Origin of the sequence: Rhodococcus sp. Leaf247 (assembly GCF_001426185.1) — a bacterium.
GTDB lineage: Bacteria > Actinomycetota > Actinomycetes > Mycobacteriales > Mycobacteriaceae > Rhodococcoides.
Genome location: NZ_LMRP01000001.1, coordinates 498,558 through 515,432 on the forward strand (window position 1 = coordinate 498,558; position 16,875 = coordinate 515,432).

17 protein-coding genes and 1 pseudogene are annotated in these 16,875 nt (G+C 67.5%); 9 read left to right on the forward strand and 9 right to left on the reverse strand.

Annotation, left to right across the window (positions count from 1 at the left end; genetic code table 11):
• Positions 1-4 precede the first annotated feature (4 nt).
• From ASG64_RS02275 to ASG64_RS02290, 4 genes are read right to left on the reverse strand one after another with little or no spacing between them, the layout of a single operon-like run.
• On the reverse strand, positions 5-619 hold the full coding sequence (locus ASG64_RS02275; RefSeq protein ID WP_056069620.1) for a class I SAM-dependent methyltransferase: 615 nt from the start codon (positions 617-619) through the stop codon (positions 5-7).
• Positions 616-906, reverse strand: coding sequence for a hypothetical protein (locus ASG64_RS02280; protein ID WP_056069623.1), 291 nt, complete (start codon positions 904-906; stop codon positions 616-618). The genes ASG64_RS02275 and ASG64_RS02280 overlap by 4 nt, the downstream gene beginning before the upstream one ends.
• Positions 903-2,285 (reverse strand): LLM class flavin-dependent oxidoreductase, encoded by a 1,383-nt coding sequence (locus ASG64_RS02285; RefSeq protein WP_056072491.1) that lies wholly within the window; start codon positions 2,283-2,285, stop codon positions 903-905. The genes ASG64_RS02280 and ASG64_RS02285 overlap by 4 nt, the downstream gene beginning before the upstream one ends.
• Positions 2,282-3,478 (reverse strand): acyl-CoA dehydrogenase family protein, encoded by a 1,197-nt coding sequence (locus ASG64_RS02290; RefSeq protein WP_056069627.1) that lies wholly within the window; start codon positions 3,476-3,478, stop codon positions 2,282-2,284. Before ASG64_RS02290 ends, ASG64_RS02285 begins: the two co-directional genes overlap by 4 nt.
• Before the next feature lie 115 nt (positions 3,479-3,593).
• Here ASG64_RS02290 and ASG64_RS02295 point away from each other — a divergent pair, with 115 nt between their 5' ends.
• A complete protein-coding gene (locus tag ASG64_RS02295) occupies positions 3,594-4,757 on the forward strand; it encodes a lipase family protein (RefSeq protein ID WP_056069629.1) in 1,164 nt (387 codons plus the stop codon).
• A 12-nt stretch (positions 4,758-4,769) separates the two neighbouring features.
• Here ASG64_RS02295 and ASG64_RS02300 read toward each other — a convergent pair whose 3' ends face one another.
• Positions 4,770-6,680 carry an alpha-amylase family protein gene (locus ASG64_RS02300; RefSeq protein ID WP_056069631.1) on the reverse strand — a complete coding sequence of 637 codons (1,911 nt, stop codon included), beginning with the start codon at positions 6,678-6,680 and terminating at the stop codon, positions 4,770-4,772.
• Between the two features lie 77 nt (positions 6,681-6,757).
• Here ASG64_RS02300 and ASG64_RS02305 point away from each other — a divergent pair, with 77 nt between their 5' ends.
• A complete protein-coding gene (locus ASG64_RS02305) occupies positions 6,758-6,952 on the forward strand; it encodes an antitoxin (RefSeq protein WP_056069634.1) in 195 nt (64 codons plus the stop codon).
• Between the two features lie 8 nt (positions 6,953-6,960).
• Entirely contained in the window at positions 6,961-7,920 is a 960-nt protein-coding gene (locus tag ASG64_RS02310; protein ID WP_235579462.1) for an SDR family NAD(P)-dependent oxidoreductase, read from the forward strand.
• A gap of 168 nt (positions 7,921-8,088) precedes the next feature.
• On the opposite strand, the gene ASG64_RS02315 is transcribed toward ASG64_RS02310, so the two are convergent.
• On the reverse strand, positions 8,089-8,442 hold the full coding sequence (locus ASG64_RS02315; RefSeq protein WP_056072497.1) for a VOC family protein: 354 nt from the start codon (positions 8,440-8,442) through the stop codon (positions 8,089-8,091).
• Positions 8,443-8,880: 438 nt separating this feature from the next.
• Here ASG64_RS02315 and ASG64_RS22285 point away from each other — a divergent pair.
• Positions 8,881-9,531: pseudogene (locus ASG64_RS22285) on the forward strand (DUF222 domain-containing protein); the annotation flags it as partial.
• 247 nt (positions 9,532-9,778) lie between these two features.
• On the forward strand, positions 9,779-10,198 hold the full coding sequence (locus ASG64_RS21975; RefSeq protein WP_056069644.1) for a hypothetical protein: 420 nt from the start codon (positions 9,779-9,781) through the stop codon (positions 10,196-10,198).
• Positions 10,199-10,204: 6 nt separating this feature from the next.
• On the opposite strand, the gene ASG64_RS02335 is transcribed toward ASG64_RS21975, so the two are convergent.
• Positions 10,205-10,591 (reverse strand): VOC family protein, encoded by a 387-nt coding sequence (locus tag ASG64_RS02335; RefSeq protein ID WP_056072500.1) that lies wholly within the window; start codon positions 10,589-10,591, stop codon positions 10,205-10,207.
• Positions 10,592-10,646: 55 nt separating this feature from the next.
• On the opposite strand from ASG64_RS02335, the gene ASG64_RS02340 reads away from it, so the two are divergent.
• Positions 10,647-11,666, forward strand: a complete 1,020-nt coding sequence (locus ASG64_RS02340) for an LLM class flavin-dependent oxidoreductase (protein ID WP_056069647.1) — start codon at positions 10,647-10,649, stop codon at positions 11,664-11,666.
• Between the two features lie 7 nt (positions 11,667-11,673).
• On the opposite strand, the gene ychF is transcribed toward ASG64_RS02340, so the two are convergent.
• Positions 11,674-12,753 carry a redox-regulated ATPase YchF gene (ychF, locus tag ASG64_RS02345; protein WP_056069650.1) on the reverse strand — a complete coding sequence of 360 codons (1,080 nt, stop codon included), beginning with the start codon at positions 12,751-12,753 and terminating at the stop codon, positions 11,674-11,676.
• Positions 12,754-12,808: 55 nt separating this feature from the next.
• On the reverse strand, positions 12,809-13,234 hold the full coding sequence (locus tag ASG64_RS02350) for a CD225/dispanin family protein (RefSeq protein WP_235579464.1): 426 nt from the start codon (positions 13,232-13,234) through the stop codon (positions 12,809-12,811).
• A gap of 200 nt (positions 13,235-13,434) precedes the next feature.
• On the opposite strand from ASG64_RS02350, the gene ASG64_RS02355 reads away from it, so the two are divergent.
• Genes ASG64_RS02355 through ASG64_RS02365 form a run of 3 tightly spaced genes read left to right on the forward strand, consistent with a single transcriptional unit; the run spans position 13,435 to position 16,810 of the window.
• Positions 13,435-15,708 carry a carbon starvation CstA family protein gene (locus ASG64_RS02355; RefSeq protein ID WP_056072504.1) on the forward strand — a complete coding sequence of 758 codons (2,274 nt, stop codon included), beginning with the start codon at positions 13,435-13,437 and terminating at the stop codon, positions 15,706-15,708.
• Between the two features lies 1 nt (position 15,709).
• Entirely contained in the window at positions 15,710-15,901 is a 192-nt protein-coding gene (locus tag ASG64_RS02360) for a YbdD/YjiX family protein (protein WP_082042926.1), read from the forward strand.
• A 12-nt stretch (positions 15,902-15,913) separates the two neighbouring features.
• Positions 15,914-16,810, forward strand: coding sequence for a DNA-3-methyladenine glycosylase family protein (locus ASG64_RS02365; RefSeq protein ID WP_235579465.1), 897 nt, complete (start codon positions 15,914-15,916; stop codon positions 16,808-16,810).
• Positions 16,811-16,875 lie beyond the last annotated feature (65 nt).

Genomic DNA, 16,875 nt, shown 5'->3' on the forward strand with positions numbered 1-16,875 from the left:
GATTCTATCCAGCCGTCGCGGCGCCCGAGTCGGTTCCCGCGTGTCGGTACCCGGTCAGAACAACCCACTCGGAGTCCGGCCGCCAGGGCCCGACCGACCACGAGGAGAACCGTTGTATCGCAGTGAAACCCGCGGCGACGAGATCACCTTCCGCACGGTCGACGCTGTACTCGCGATCCGTCGCGAAGCCGAGGATCACTACCCCGCCCGGCACCACCGCGTCGTGCCAGCGCCGAAGCACCCTCGACTCGGTACCCGGGGCGAGGAACACCATGACGTTGCCCGCCGCGACGACGGCGTCGAACGACTGCGGGTCCAGCGCCATTGTTGCCAGGTCGTCGAGCACCACCGTGATGCCGTGCTGCCGGCGCGCCTCCTCGACCAGGACCGGGTCGAGATCCACGGCGGTCACCGTGTGTCCGCGCCGCGCGAGTTCCGCGCCGAGCCGACCGGTGCCGCACCCGGCGTCGAGAACTCGCGCGGACCGCGGCAGCACGGCGTCGACGAACCGAGCCTCACCGTGCATGTCCGCGCCGGACTCCTCCAACTCACGGAACCGTGCGACATAGGCGTGCGAGTCCTCGGCGCTGCGCTCGGCGGACCACCGGGTAGCGGTCACCGGTCGAGGTAGAAGCGCGCGGTCTCGGTCGCGACGTCGGACACCGCGGACGCCAACCCCGGTTCGAGTTCCAGCGCGTCGGCGAGTTCCTGCCCGCGGAGACCGTTCGCCCGAAGCAGTTCCCAGGCTCGCTCCACCAGTCGCACCGACATGGAATGGTCGAGTTCGGGCCGGTTGGATCGCAGTGCGGTGGCCGCCCAGTCCGGGTCGAACGTGCCGTTCGGCGGTCCGAAGACCCGTTCGCCCGTCGAGTAGGGCTTCGGATCCGTGGCGCCGGCATCAGTCATGCCAGTGACGGTAGCCCCTGCCGGTACCGGGCGCCGCGGTGCTCGTCGGGCAGCTTGTCTCCCCGTCCGAACAGTGTGTGTCGCAACGTCGCGGTCTCCTTCTCCGCCGGGTACGCACCGCGCGCGACGAGCACCGGGATCACGTGCTCGACGACGTCCTCGAAGGATCCCGGAGTCACGGCGTACGCCAGGTTGAATCCGTCGACGTCCGTCTCGGCGACCCAGTCCTGCAGCGTGTCGGCGACGGTATCACCGGATCCGACGAACAGCGGGCCCATCCCGCCGATGCCCGCCCAGTCGGCGATGTCGCGGATCGTCCATTCCCGGCCGTCGTCGTTCGCCTCCTGGAATGCGGCCACCGCGGAGCGGATCGCGTTGCTCTCGACGACGCCGATCGGGTCGTCCAGGTCGTACGTGGACAGGTCGATCCCCATCCAGCCCGACATGAACACCAGCGCGCCCTCCGCGGTGGTGTAGGTGCGGTACTCCGAGTGCTTCGCATCGGCCGCCTCGTCCGTGGCGTCGGTGATGATCGTGGCGAGCGCGTAGATCCGAGCCGAGTACGGATCGCGGCCGGCCTCGACGAGGGCGGCTCTGATGTTGCGGACGGTCTGCGCCAGAACACGTTTCGACGGAGCTCCGACGAAGACCGCCTCGGCGTTCTCCGCGGCGAACGCCACCCCGCGAGGTGAGGCGCCGGCCTGGAAGATCACCGGTGTCCGCTGCGGGGACGGTTCGGAGAGATGAATCCCGGGGACGGTGAAGTGCTGCCCCTCGTGTCCGATGTGGTGCACCTTCGACGGGTCGACGTAGACCCCGCGCTCCCGGTCGCGGACCACGGCGTCGTCCTCCCACGACCCTTCCCACAGCTTGTAGAGCACCTCGAGGTACTCGTCGGCGTGGTCGTAGCGCGCGTCGTGGTCGAGGAGTCCGGCGTCTCCCACATTCCTCGCCGCGGACGGGAGGTAGCCGGTGACGACGTTCCAGCCGATGCGTCCCCGCGTGAGGTGGTCGAGCGTCGACATCCTGCGTGCGAACGGATACGGGTGTTCGAATCCCGTTCCGGTGGTGATCCCGAAGCCGAGTTGCTCGGTCACCGCCGCCATGGCGGACACCAGGAGCAGCGGATCGGCGACGGGAATCTGCGCACCCTGACGGAGCGCGGCTTCGTCGGTGCCCCCGTACACGTCGTAGGTGCCCAGCACGTCCGCGATGAACAGTCCGTCGAACCGGCCGCGCTCGAGAAGCTTCGCCAGCTCGGTCCAGTACGAGATGTCGGTGTAGCGGTGCGACTGGTCCTTCGGATGCCGCCACAGTCCCGGTGACTGGTGAGCGACACAGTTCATGTCGAACGCGTTGAACCTGATGTGTCGCGTCATGACTTCGCGCCTGCCGACCATGCGTAAGGAAGATCCTCGCCGTTCAGGATGTGGGCGCCGACGGATCGAAGCTTGTACAGAACCGGGTTGTGAACGGAGATCGTGCGGGCATTGCGCCAGTGCCGATCCAGCGCGAGGGTGTCCGACACGATCGACGCTCCCCCGACCTCGAACAGCTGTGTCGTCGCGTCCAACACCAGATCGACGACCACGGCCTGCGCGTGGGAGGTGCTGAGTTCGGCGGCGTCGAGCGATGCGTCGTCACCCACCTCCACGGCACGCTCGACGTCCGCGGCGGCAGCGAGCACCAGCGCCCGAGAGGACCAGGCAGCGGCCTCGAGGCGGCCGATGAGCTGCTGCACCACCGGGTCGTGGCGCGGCAGATCCGCGGCGGCGTGGGTGTAGCTGCGCGTGCGGGCACGGACCCACTCGGTCACGTCGTCCGTCGCCCGGCGCGCGATTCCGGCCAACACGGCGAGCTGTACGAGCTGGAGGTAGGACGTCGCGTATGTCCGGCCGGGAGCGCCGTATCCCGGACCCAGCAGCCGGGACTCGTCGACGGCCACGTCGGTGAAGGTGGTGGTGCCGCTGACGGTGAGGCGCTGCCCGAAGCCGTCCCAGTCGTCGCGCTGCGCGACGCCCGGAGCATCCGAGTCGACCAGTACCGATACCCGCTCACCGTCCAGGTCGGCGGCGACCAGGATGTGGTTCGAGTACAGGCTGCCGGTGCTGTAGAACTTCTCGCCGTTCAGACGGAGACCGTCCGGCCCGCGGGTGACTGTCGTGCGGTAGTGATCGACAGCTCCGATGCCGGGCTCGGTGATCGCGTTGCCGACGAGGGTGCCGTCGACGACCGCCCGCAACCAGGCGTCCCGCTCGGGGCCGGCCTCGGCCGCGACCTGATCCTCGACGAAGCTCCAGTGCACTCGAAGCGCCTGCGGCAGATTGGATTCGGCCGCCGCGAGATCGACGAGCAGAGAGAACAGCTGGGTGACGGTGGCACCCGATCCGCCGAACTCGACCGGCACGCGCAACGCGCCGAAACCCGCATCCCGCAGCAGCGCGATCTCGTCGTGGGCCAGGCGGCGGTCCTTCTCCCGTTCGACCGCGCCCGCGGCGATACGGTCGAAGACAGGCTGGAAACGAGCGCTCAGGGCGTCGTCGGTCACGGGTGCGCTGTGTGTCGTGGTCACGGGAGAGAAGAGTGCTCGCCGGGACGACGTGCCGACAGCGTTGTACTCGAGGAGATTCTGGCCCTGGATCCGCGTCGGGAAACTACGGTGTGGGTTCGGACACCGGGGGGATCTGATGGGGCTGACGCAGCGCGTGGACCGGTTCGCCGCCGGTCGGATCACACCGGAGATGCTGGCCGATCCGTACGGCGCCATCCAACCGACTCCGATCACCGGCGATCGCTTCTTCGCCGCCCCGTCCGGCGACCTCGTGCCCGGTGTCCCGGTCCGCGACCGCACGGCGGGAGGAATACTCCCTCGCCCACGTACCACCGTGCGGCAGTTCATGGTCGGGTCGACGGACGCGCTCGGGCGATCCGTGGCCGTCACGGCGACCCTGATGGAACCCCGGCGGCCCTGGCGTGGACGAGGATCGCGGCCCGTCGTCGTCCACAACGTCGCGATCGACTCGCTGGGAACCCGGGCGACGCCGTCGTACCGCATCGTCCACGGGATAGGGCAGGACTTCCCCACCGTCGTTCCGTTGTGGCTGCAACGCGGCTATGCGGTGCTGATCCCCGACCACCAGGGGCCACGGATGGCCTACGCCGAGGGCACGATGGCCGGCCATGCGGTGCTGGACAGCATTCGAGGTCTCCTCGCGTTCGATGCGACCTACGCGGCGAGTCCGATCGTTCTGTACGGATACAGCGGTGGAGCGATCGCGACGGCGTGGGCGGCGCAACTTCACCCCACCTACGCGCCGGAACTCGACCTGCGCGGAGCAGTCGCCGGAGGATCGCCCGTCGACGTCGGACTGCTGCGCGAGACGATGAACGGCACCCTCGGATCCGGCCTCTTCGGAGCGGCCATCATCGGAATGGCCCGGGAGCATCCGGCGCTGGTGGAACAGTTCAGCCCCACCGGACTGGCCCTCGCATCGATGATCAAGGACCTGTCGGTCGTACCGCTCGCCCTCGGCGGTCTCGCTCGTCTACGGCTCGAACGTTTCTCCGTCGACCCCGGCGTCTTCGACTCCGATACCGCGCGGGCGGTCATCGACGCGAACACCGCCGGCAGGAACGCCCCGACCATTCCGGTGGCGTTCTACCACGGTGCCTCGACACCGCGTTTCGCCGATCGCTGGATTCCCGAACAGGGCGTCCTCGATCTCGTCGAGTCGTGGCGGGGACTCGGAGCGAGCGTGGAGTACCACCCCGTCTTCGGGGACCATTTCGTCGGCGCGCTATCCGGGCTCCCGTACGCGATGCGCTGGGTGGCGGACCGGTTCCGGGACTGACTTTCCTTCAGATCAGGCGCCGACCACCCACCACGCCGCGTAGGGCGGCAACCACCACGCGTCGCCGCCCAGATCGGCGGTGCCGGACAACACTTCTCGTGGCGTATCGACACCGTGGCGTGGGCCGAGATCTGACGGCACCTGCCGGTACTCGCCGGTGACGTTGAAGAGCCCGATCAGCGTTCCGCTGGGATGGCGACGGGTGATTCCCAGGACGCCGTCGTCGAGGCCGTCGAGGACGTCGACGGGAGCCTCCGCATGCATCATCGGCAGACCGGCGCGCGTGCGCGCGATGTGCGCGATCCCGTCGAAGACACGCTGCGCATCGCTTCCCTGCACGTGCCTGCGGGCTCGGTCAGCGTCGGTCACGCGGGGACGGTGAATCCACCTGTTGTCGTCCTCGTGGCCTGCTTCCTCGGCCCAGTGTGGGTCGCCCGGAGACCCGAGTTCGTCGCCGCTCCAGATGACCGGAATCCCGCCCCAGGCGCCGATGACGGCGTGCGCCAGGAACAGTCGCGCGAAGGCGTTCTCGGGGTCGCGGCGCGACGGACCCAGTCCCGCGAGCGCAGCGGCAGTACCACTGATGCGCCGGTCCCCGGTGTCCGGATTGTATTGAAAGACGGCACCTTCCGCGGGCGAGCCCGGGAACTCGCCGGAGTACCAGTCGGCCAGGAAGTGTCGGTGCCCGGCACCCGAGAGGCCCACGGCCGCGGCGTCACCGTCGTCGATCGCCCACCCGATGTCGTCGTGGCAGCGGATGTAGGTCACCCAGGTGCCGCCCGGCGGCGTCGGCGGAAGCGTCGACAATGCGTGCCGCGCCAGGTCCGTCCGTCCCGTGGCCAGCATCGACCACACCTGCACCATCAGGCTGTTGTGGTAGGCGATGTCGGACACGCGTCCGGTGTGCTGCCCGGTTCCGAGGTAGGGCAACAGATCTCGCGGCCCGACGATGGCCTCGGCCTTGAACAACAGTGCCGGAGCCGCCATCCGCGCCGTCGCACGCAACGCCTGGGTGATCGCGTGCACCTCCGGTTGATTCTGGCAGTTCGTGCCCAGCCTCTTCCACAGGAACGCGATCGCGTCGAGACGCACCACCTCGATCCCGAGGTTGGCGAGATAGGCCACGACGTCCGCGAATTCGATCAGCACGGCCGGATTCGCCCAGTTCAGGTCCCACTGCCACTCGTTGAACGTCGTCCACACCCAACCGTCCAGATCCGCGTCGTGGGTGAAGCTGCCGGGCGCGAAGTCGGGAAAGACTTCGGGCAGGGTGCGCTCGTACGCGTCGGGTGTCGACCTGTCCGGGTAGATCAGGAACCAGTCCGCGAACGCCGGGTCACCACTTCGAGCTTTCATGGCCCAGTCGTGTTCACGGGCAACATGATTGAGAACCAGATCGATGACCGGGCTGATGCCTCGGTCCCGTAACGTCGTCGCCAGGTCCCGGAGATCGTCGGTCGTACCCAGGTCCTCGCGCACCGAGCGGTAGTCCATGACCGCGTAGCCGCCGTCGTTGTCGCCCGGCCTCGGAGTCAGGAGCGGCATCAGATGCAGATACGTCACACCCAGGTCTGTCAGGTGATCGAGCCGCTCCCCCAACCCCGTGAGCGTGCCGCCGAAGCGGTCGACGTAGCAGGCGTACCCGAACATGTCGGGCTGCTGGAACCAATCGGGCTCGAGCAGCCGTCGCTCGTCGAGGCAATGCAGATCGTCCGGCCTCTCCGCGAATGCCCGCGCGGCGCCCTCGACAAGGCGGCGCGACACATCGTAGGGATCCGGGTACAGGGCGGTCACCGCGTCGTGAAGGTCCGGCCACCACCGCTCCACGCGGAGCGCGAACGTCTCCTGCCGGTGCTGCGGGACGTCGGACAGGGCGGCCCGGAGGATGTCGTGGATCGCGTCGGGAACAGCGGAGCGCGGCATGTGCGGATTCTGTCACGTCGACGCGATGGGTAGCCTCGAAGAGCAGCGCCCTGGACGACCTACGAGAGGACCACCCGATGGTGAATTTCGGTGAGATCAAGCGGAAGCTCGACCAGAACGAAGAGAAGGTGGAGCAGGCCCTGGACAAGGCGGGCGATGCCGCCAAGAAGAAGTTCGCCGGCCACGACTCCCAGATCGACGGCGGGCTGAACAAGGCCAAGGACGCCATCGGAGAGAAGAACTCCGACCGCACCGACGGGCCTCCCGCCTAGTGGCCGCGGTGGGGGCGTTCGTCGCCGGAGTCGTCGACGCGGCCATGGATCGCACCGTCGTCCCTGGTTACTCGCGGATCGGATCGTCCGTCCGGCGCCGATTCTGGGCGGCCGACCCCCCGCCGTTCCCGGCTCCTATCGACATCGTCGTCACCGGGGGCAGTTCCGGACTCGGCGCCGCCACGGCCCGCCGACTCGCAGAGTTGGGTGCCAGGGTCCACCTGGTCGGCCGATCCGCGCACCGCCTCGACGCGTCGGCAACCGAGATCCGGCACACCGCGCCCGGCGCCGACCTGGTGATCCATGAGTGCGACATCAGCGACCTCGACGCCGTCGCCGCGCTGGTGACCACGCTGACCGAGCAGGTCACGTCGATCCACGCGTTGGTGCACTGCGCGGGTGTCATGCCGCCGCAGCGGACCGAGACACCGCAGAAGCACGAGTTGGCCTTCGCCACGCACGTGCTCGGTCCTGTCGCGCTCACGATGGGTCTGCGCGAGCTGTTCGACGCCGGGTCACGCGTCGTCTTCGTCTCGAGCGGCGGTATGTATCCCGTGCCGCTGCAGACGACCGATATCGAGTTCACCCGCGGCGACTACTCGGGACTGACCGCCTACGCCCGCACCAAGCGCATGCAGGTGGTGGTCACCGAGCAGCTGGCCGAGAGATTCACCGAGCCGGACGATCCCGTCGTGCACAGCATGCATCCCGGATGGGCCGACACCCCCGGCGTGACGGATTCCATCCCGCTGTTCGGCTCCGTCATGAAGCCCATTCTGCGCACCGCCGACGACGGCGCCGACACCATTGTGTGGCTCGCCGCGTCCGATGACGCACTGGCGTCGTCGGGTTTGTTCTGGCACGACAGAAAACCGCGCCCCACCCACTACCCGTCCTGGCGGAAGGATTCTCCGCAGGCACGAGAAGCGCTGTGGGACGCGGTCGTCCACGCTACCGGGTTCAGATGAGGTCGGTCACCGTCGTCGTGATCGTGGACCAGATCCACGACTGATTCCAGATCCACAAGAGAAGCATGGCGTTGTCGTCCTCACTGCAGGGAACATATGTCCCTGTCAGTCAAGACCATTGGTTGCACACGCGCATAGCGGACGGCGGATGTCCGTGACGAGTCACTGTCACACCCGATGCATCACGACATTCACGACGTTTCCATCGGGAGCACGCACCAGGAAGCGTCGGACACCCCATCCCTCCGTCGTCAACGGGTGCACGATCTCGTAACCCCGCCGAACGGCGTCCTCGTACGCGGCATCGACGTCGTCGACATGCACGGACACTGCCGAGTCCACCGGGCTGGTCGCATCCCGCGTCACCAACTGCACATGAGCGCCGGTCTCCGGTGAGGTGAAGCGCGCAACCCAGCCAAGGTCGAACTCCTCGGTGCGCAGCTCGAGGTAGTCCGTATAGAAGGCCTTCGCCTCGGCGATATCAGCGACCGGCAGGTTGGTGGTGATCTTCTCCACCCGCATGCCGACATTCTGCGCCACCGCTTCATAGGCGACGGCGGAATGTCGGAGGGCCCTGTTACCTTCGCACACATGTTCGAACAGGGGTGGGCGACGCGGGATCCGGAGGCCATGGGCCTACCCGGAACCCTCCTCGACGCACCCGTGAACACCCTCCTGACCACGATGTCCTACGCCTCGGCCGGACTGTCCTACCTCGAATGGACCCGATACCGGGCCGCAGCGGAACTACACACTCGACTCGTCGCTCCTCACGAGATGTCCGATCACCGCCGAATGGACGCGACGACGCACTGCGCCGCCCGCATCTCGGCGGTCCTGTCCGTCAGCCAGGGCGCCGGAGAAGGCATCCTGACCCGCGCCGTCGCACTCCGNACGACGCACTGCGCCGCCCGCATCTCGGCGGTCCTGTCCGTCAGCCAGGGCGCCGGAGAAGGCATCCTGACCCGCGCCGTCGCACTCCGAGACCGGCTCCCCCGTGTGGCCGAATGCCTCCGCGACGGCCTCATCGCCCCCAAACACATCCACACCATCATCGGCCGCACCGACCTCGTCGACGGCACCACGTACGCGCAGGAAGTCGACACCGAGATCGCCGCGGCCCTACACCGCCGCGGCTCCTGGTCGGACACACGCATGCGCGACATGATCGACCGCATCGTCTACCGCCACGATCCCGACGCCGTCAGGGAACGACGTGTCCTCGCCGAGAAGAACCGCAGCTTCTGGATCGACGCGGGACCCGACGGCATGGCCTACCTGGGCGCAACCATGACAGCCGAGAACGCCGTCGTCCTCGCCGCCGCTGTGCAGGAGTTGGCCGGACGCGTCTGCCGCAAGGACCCTCGCAGCACAGGCGCCCGTTCCAGCGACGCCCTCTTCGCCCTCGCCACCCGCACAGCGTACGAATGCCAGTGCGACGACCCGGACTGCTCCGCGCCCGGATGGACCGGTGAGAACGGCCTGCTCACCTCCGTCATCGTGCACGTCGTCACCGACACCACCACCATCGCCGACTCCACCACCACGGCCGGCGACACTGCCGACGGCAATCCGGGGTTCCTCGTCGGCCACGGCGTCATCTCCCCCGACCACGTCGCCGACCTCGCCGACCGCGCCGACGCCGTCCGACGGCAATCCGGGGTTCCTCGTCGGCCACGGCGTCATCTCCCCCGACCACGTCGCCGACCTCGCCGACCGCGCCGACGCCGTCATCCGCCCCGTCTCGACCACCAACCCCGCATCACAACCGGCCGATCCGTACCGCCCCTCCAGCGCCCTCGACACGTTCGTACGCATCCGCGACCAGTACTGCACCTGGCCCGGCTGCAACCGTGGAGTGTGGACCGGCGATCTCGACCACATCGCGGAGTACGACCACCAGGACCCCGACGGCGGCGGCCAGACCACCGACGTCAACCTCGGCGGCACATGCAGGTTCCACCACAACCTCAAGACGTTCGGCGACTTCGTCGACGATCAGTACACCGACGACGACACCGGACGCATCGTCTCCACCGTCACCACACCCGAAGGACTCACCGTCCCGGGGCCCGCGCACAACGGATACGACATCCACCCCGGACTCGCCGACGTCACCTTCGACGCACCCGATCCCCCACCACCGAGTCCGCCCCGCACTCCCCCCAACAGACGCCGCACACGCCTGGCGGACAAACATGCCCGCCGGAAAACCGAACGCAACCGCAACCGACGCGCCCGCGAACTCGCCGACACCGACGACCCCCCACCCTTCTGAGGGCCGTCAGTCCAGGCAGAACTCGTTGCCCTCGACGTCCTGCATGACCATGCAGGACTCGTCACCGTCGCCCGCCGGCAGCAGCCGCACTCGCGTGGCACCGAGGTCGATCAACCGTGCGCATTCGGCGTCCAGTGCCGCCAGTCGTTCGTCCCCCACCAGACCCACACCGACTCGGACATCGAGGTGGACGCGGTTCTTGACGGTCTTCGCCTCGGGAACGCGTTGGAAGTACAGTCGCGGGCCCTTGCCGGTCGGATCGGTGCACGCCGCCCATGCGGAATCCTCCGGAACCGGCTCGGCCTCGTACCCCAGGACGTCGCACCAGAATCTGGCGACGCGCGCGGGCACCGCACAGTCGATGGTGACCTGGAACTCTCGAACCTCTGCCATCGGCTCACGATAGCGAGACGGGAAGAATCCGGTGCCCGAGATCGTTGACGAGTCCATGAAGAACATCGGGTTCCTGTCGTTCGGGCACTGGTCGCCGTCACCGCACTCGCAGACGCGCTCCGCGTCGGATGTCCTGCTGCAGTCGATCGACCTCGCCGTCGCCGCCGAGGAGCTCGGCGCGGACGGGGCCTACTTCCGCGTTCACCACTTCGCGAACCAGCTCGCGTCGCCCTTCCCCCTGCTCGCTGCGGTCGGCGCGAAGACCAGTCGCATCGAGATCGGCACAGGCGTCATCGACATGCGCTACGAGAACCCGTTCTACATGGCAGAGGACGCAGGATCGGCGGACCTGATCTCCGGCGGCCGACTGCAGCTCGGCGTGAGCCGGGGATCGCCCGAGCAGGTCATCGACGGGTTCCGGTACTTCGGGTACGCGCCGGCCGAGGGTTCCGACAGCGGCGACATGGCCCGCGACCACACCCGCATCTTCCTGGACCTGTTGCAGGGCAAAGGCTTCGCGGAGCCCAACCCGTCACCGATGTTCCCCAATCCGCCCGGCCTGCTGCGCCTCGAACCCCACTCGGAGGGTCTGCGCCGGCGCATCTGGTGGGGTGCCGGCACCAGGGCGACCGCCGAGTGGACGGCGCAGCAGGGCATGAACCTGATGAGCTCCACTCTGCTCAGCGAGGACACCGGCGTGCCGTTCCACGAGCTGCAGGCAGAGCAGATCGAGCGCTTCCGTAAGACGTGGGCAGATTCCGGACACTCCTTCGAACCACGAGTGTCCGTCAGCCGCAGCATCTTCCCGATCGTCGACGACGTCGATCGCGCCTACTTCGGCCGTGAGGGCGGAAGCGGCGATCAGGTCGGCTACATCGACGGCGGCATCGCCCGATTCGGCAAGACCTATGCGGGGACACCCGACAAGCTCATCGAGGAGCTGGCGAAGGACGAAGCCGTCGCCGCGGCCGACACGCTGCTCCTGACCGTGCCCAACCAGCTCGGCGTCGAGTACTGCGCGCACCTGATCGAGTCGGTTCTGACCCACGTGGCACCGGAGCTGGGCTGGCGCTGAACCGCGGTCACACGTTGAAGCGGAACTCCACCACGTCGCCGTCGGCCATGACGTATTCCTTGCCCTCGATGCGGACCTTGCCGGCCGACTTGGCGGCGGCCATGGAACCGGCGGCGACGAGGTCGTCGTAGGACACGACCTCGGCCTTGATGAAGCCCTTCTCGAAGTCGGTGTGGATGACGCCGGCGGCCTGCGGTGCGGTGTCGCCCTGATGGATCGTCCACGCACGGGACTCTTTCGGGCCCGCGGTGAGGTATGTCTGCAGCCCGAGGGTGTGGAAGCCGGCGCGCGCCAGGGCGTGCAGGCCGGGCTCGGACTGGCCGATGCTCTCGAGCAGTTCCATGGCGGACTCGTCGTCGAGTTCGACGAGCTCCGACTCGATCTTCGCGTCGAGGAAGACGGCGTCGGCGGGAGCGACGGCAGCCTTAAACTCGGCAACCTTCGCGTCGTCGGTGAGGATCGACTCGTCGGCGTTGAAGACGTAGAGGAACGGCTTCGTCGTGAGCAGGTTCAGCTCGCGCAGCGACGAGGCGTCGAAGGTGTTCTTCACCGAGTACAGCGTCTTGCCGCTGTCCAGGATGGTCTGCGCTTCCTTGGCCGCAGCGACCATCGGAGCGCGATCCTTCTGCGTGCGGACTTCCTTCTCGAGGCGCGGGATCGCCTTCTCGAGAGTCTGCATGTCGGCGATGATCAGCTCGGTCTCGATGACCTCGATGTCGGCGGCGGGATCGACACGACCGTCGACGTGGACCACGTCGTCGTCGGCGAACACCCGGACGACCTGGCAGATAGCGTCGGCCTCGCGGATGTTGGCCAGGAACTTGTTGCCCAGACCGGCGCCCTCGGAGGCGCCCTTCACGATGCCGGCGATGTCGACGAAGGTGACGGGCGCGGGGAGGATCTTCTCGGAGCCGAAGATCTTGGCCAACTCGTTCAGACGCGGATCCGGCAACGCGACGACGCCTTCGTTGGGCTCGATGGTGGCGAACGGGTAGTTCGCCGCCAGCACGTCGTTGTTGGTCAGCGCATTGAACAGGGTCGACTTACCGACGTTGGGCAGTCCGACGATTCCGAGGGTGAGGCTCACAGGAAGAAGAGTCTACGTGCCGCCCCCGACCGTCCCGTCGGCCCTGCCCTTGCCGTCAGTACGAGTAGTCGACGCTGCTGCTCGTCGACACCGCGAAAGCGATGAGCACGACGTAGAAGAGGATGAACAGCACGAACAACCCGATCGCGATGTACAGCGAGTACTTTCCCAGTTGCTTCGTGCGTTCCGACGCGTAGTGGGCGCCCTGGTAGTCACCGAGAGACCAGCGAGGGAACACCGAACTCGAATGGTTGAACGCCGAGAATGCCAGCGGCCAGAAGAAGATCAGCGCGGCAGCGGCCCAGCCGGCGTTCGTGGGCGGCAGAGGCGGCGGCCCGTACTGCGGCTGCTGAGGCTGTTGCTGGGGATACGCCGGCGCACCGAAACTGCCGGTGTCCTGCTGTCCGGTGGTCGGCCCCTTGCTCAGGTCGGGCTCGTAGGACGGGTACTGGCCCGGGAAGTTCTGCGGTTGGTCTGACACACGAGCATCGTAGGCAACCTTCGGGTCCCGAGGGGTTCTCGTTGTCAGGTCGTGACGTTCGGCGACGGGTGGTGACCGCTCGTCGCAACGATCCGTACTCGCCGCGGTGACAACCGCACGAAATGTCGGTCGGTCTGCTTACAGTGACTGCGATCACACGATGATCGCCACATCTCCCTCGCATGCCAGGAGCCCTGCAGATGACTGCCGTGTCCGACAAGGGAAGCTCGCACGTCGAGTTTCTGAAGACCGACGACGACCTCCCACCCGTGGGCGTCGTCGACCGCTCCCCCATGACCGTGCCGAAGCGCGTGATCTTCGTGATCATCGGACTGCTCGGCGCGATCGCGTGGACGGTCATCGCGATCATCCGCGGCGAGCAGGTCAACGCCGTGTGGTTCGTCGTCGCCGCAGTCTGTACCTATATCTTCGCGTTCCGGTTCTACGCACGCCTCATCGAGAACCGCATCGTGCACCCGCGCGACGATCGAGCGACGCCGGCCGAGATCCTGGAGAACGGCAAGGACTACATGCCGACGGACCGTCGGGTGCTGTTCGGCCACCACTTCGCCGCCATCGCCGGCGCCGGTCCGCTCGTCGGACCCGTGCTCGCCGCGCAGATGGGCTACCTGCCCGGCACGATGTGGATCATCATCGGCGTCGTCTTCGCCGGCGCGGTGCAGGACTTCCTGGTGCTCTGGATCTCGACTCGCCGTCGCGGCCGCAGCCTCGGTCAGATGGCCCGCGAGGAGCTGGGCGTGGTCGGTGGTATCGCCGCCCTCATCGGCGTCTTCGTCATCATGATCATCATCATCGCGGTACTCGCACTCGTCGTCGTGAACGCACTCGCCGAGAGCCCGTGGGGCGTGTTCTCGATCGCGCTCACCATTCCCATCGCACTGTTCATGGGCGTCTACCTGCGATACCTGCGCCCCGGCAAGGTGTCCGAGGTCTCGCTCATCGGCGTCGTCCTGCTGCTGCTCGCTATCATCTCGGGCGGCTGGGTCGCCGAGACGGAATGGGGCGCCGACTGGTTCACGCTGTCGAAGGTCACCGTCGCCTGGCTGCTGATCGCCTACGGTCTGGCCGCCTCGATCCTCCCCGTGTGGTTGCTGCTGGCCCCGCGCGACTACCTGTCGACGTTCATGAAGATCGGCACCATCGTGCTGCTGGCCGTCGGCATCCTCATCGCCCGTCCGGTCCTGCAGATGCCCGACGTCACGTCGTTCGCGAGTGAGGGCAACGGACCCGCCTTCTCCGGATCACTGTTCCCGTTCCTGTTCATCACCATCGCGTGCGGTGCGCTGTCCGGTTTCCACGCGCTGATCTCCTCGGGCACCACGCCGAAGCTTCTCGAGAAGGAGAAGCAGATGCGCATGATCGGGTACGGCGGCATGCTCACCGAATCCTTCGTCGCCATCATGGCTCTGGTCACCGCCTGCATCCTCGACCAGCACATCTACTTCGCTCTGAACGCGCCTACCGCACTCACCGGCGGCACCCCCGAGACAGCGGCGACCTACGTCAACGGACTCGGACTCTCCGGCGGAGACGTCAGCGCGGCCGAGTTGTCGCAGGCTGCCACGGACGTCGGCGAGGAATCGATCATCTCCCGCACCGGCGGTGCCCCCACTCTGGCGTTCGGCATGTCGGAGGTGCTGCACCAGGTCTTCGGCGGTGAGAGCCTCAAGTCGTTCTGGTACCACTTCGCCATCATGTTCGAGGCGCTGTTCATCCTCACCACGGTCGATGCCGGTACCCGCGTCGCGCGCTTCATGCTGTCCGACTCGCTGGGCAACCTCGGCGGCGGCGCGAAGAAGTTCCGCGACCCGTCGTGGCGCGTCGGTGCCTGGATCTGCTCGGTCATCGTCGTCGCCGCGTGGGGCGCCATCCTGCTCATGGGTGTGACCGATCCGCTGGGCGGCATCAACACGCTCTTCCCGCTCTTCGGCATCGCGAACCAGTTGCTCGCTGCCATCGCGCTGACAGTCGTCCTGACCGTCGTCGTCAAGAAGGGTCTGCTGAAGTGGGCGTGGATCCCCGCCCTCCCGTTGGTATTCGACCTCGTCGTCACCATGACGGCGTCGTACCAGAAGATCTTCTCCGACGTTCCGGCCATCGGCTACTGGGCTCAGCACAGCGACTTCACGGAAGCGAAGGCGCAGGGCCTCACCGAGTTCCGCTCGGCGGCGACTCCGGAGGCCATCGACGCCGTCATCCGCAACACGTTCATCCAGGGCACGCTGTCCATCGTCTTCGCGGTGCTCGTCCTCATCGTCGCACTGGCCGGATTCGCCGTCTGCATCAAGGCGATCCGGGCCGGCGGGCTGCCCAGCAGCGAGGAGGAGGACGTGCCGTCGAAGCTGTTCGCGCCCAGCGGTTTCCTCCCCACCGAGGCGGAGAAATCGGTGCAGGCGGAGTGGGACGTCCTCATCGCGGACGGCACGGTCCGTCGGCCGGGAACGGGCCACTGACATGAACGCCGTCCTGAAGTCCGTTCGCGCCGCGACGTGGTGGATCACGTCCGTCATGGGTGATCACGACTACGAGCGTTTCGTCGAGCATCAGAACCGGGTCCATCCCGGACAGCCGGTGCCCACCGAGCGCGAGTACTGGAAGGCACGCCACGCGGAGGCGGACGCCAATCCCGGTGCGCGGTGTTGCTGACACCATGACGGGGTGACATCACCGCGTTGGTCCGCCGAGACGACCCGACTGCCGCTCCCCGCGCCCTACGACGTGGCGTGGATGCGGTGGTTCCTGGCGGGCCACGCGGTGCCGGGTATGGAGACCTTCGTCGACGGCGTCTACCGGCGATCGTTACGACTCGACCACGGGCCGGCGGTGGTGTCCTGCCGCTTCGAGGACACCGCCGTGGAAGTGCACACCCGAGCGTCGGACTCACGCGACATCCCGACCGCGCTCGACAAGGTACGACGTGTGTTGGCCCTCGATGTCGACGCGACAGCAGTCGACGCGGTGCTCGCAGCGGATCCCGCGCTGCGCCCGTCCGTCGAGGATGCGCCGGGTATCCGTGTGCCGGGCGCCTTCGATGCGTCGGAGGTGCTGCTCCGCACCATGATCGGTCAGCAGATATCCCTGGGTGCCGCCGCGACACACACCGCCCGGCTCGTCGCCGCACTCGGTGACCCGGTGGGTGACGACGACGGGCAGGACGACCACGGCATCACCCGACTGTTTCCCACCCCCGCAGCGATCGCCGCGCGCGGGGCCGACATCCTCACCGGTCCCCGGCGACGAGTGACCTCGATCGCCGCGGCCGCCGGCGAACTGTCGTCCGGCACCTTGGACATCGCCCACGGCAACGTCGGCGCAGATCAGGAACGCGCCCTGCTCGCGCTTCCCGGAGTCGGACCGTGGACCGCGCGCTACGTGTCGATGCGGCTCCTCGGGGACGCCGACGTCCTGCTCGACACGGACCTCGTCGTCCGGCAGGGAGCTGCGCTCCTCGACATCGATCTGTCGGACACCGCACGATGGGCTCCGTGGCGTTCCTACGCCTCCATGCACCTGTGGCGCACAGCATTGCTCGCGCGCGGACTGACCATCGGGTAGCCGGGGCCCTCGCTCGGCTTGACGACGCACCGTCCCGGGTACAGTCACAGCGCGTGACGGCTCTT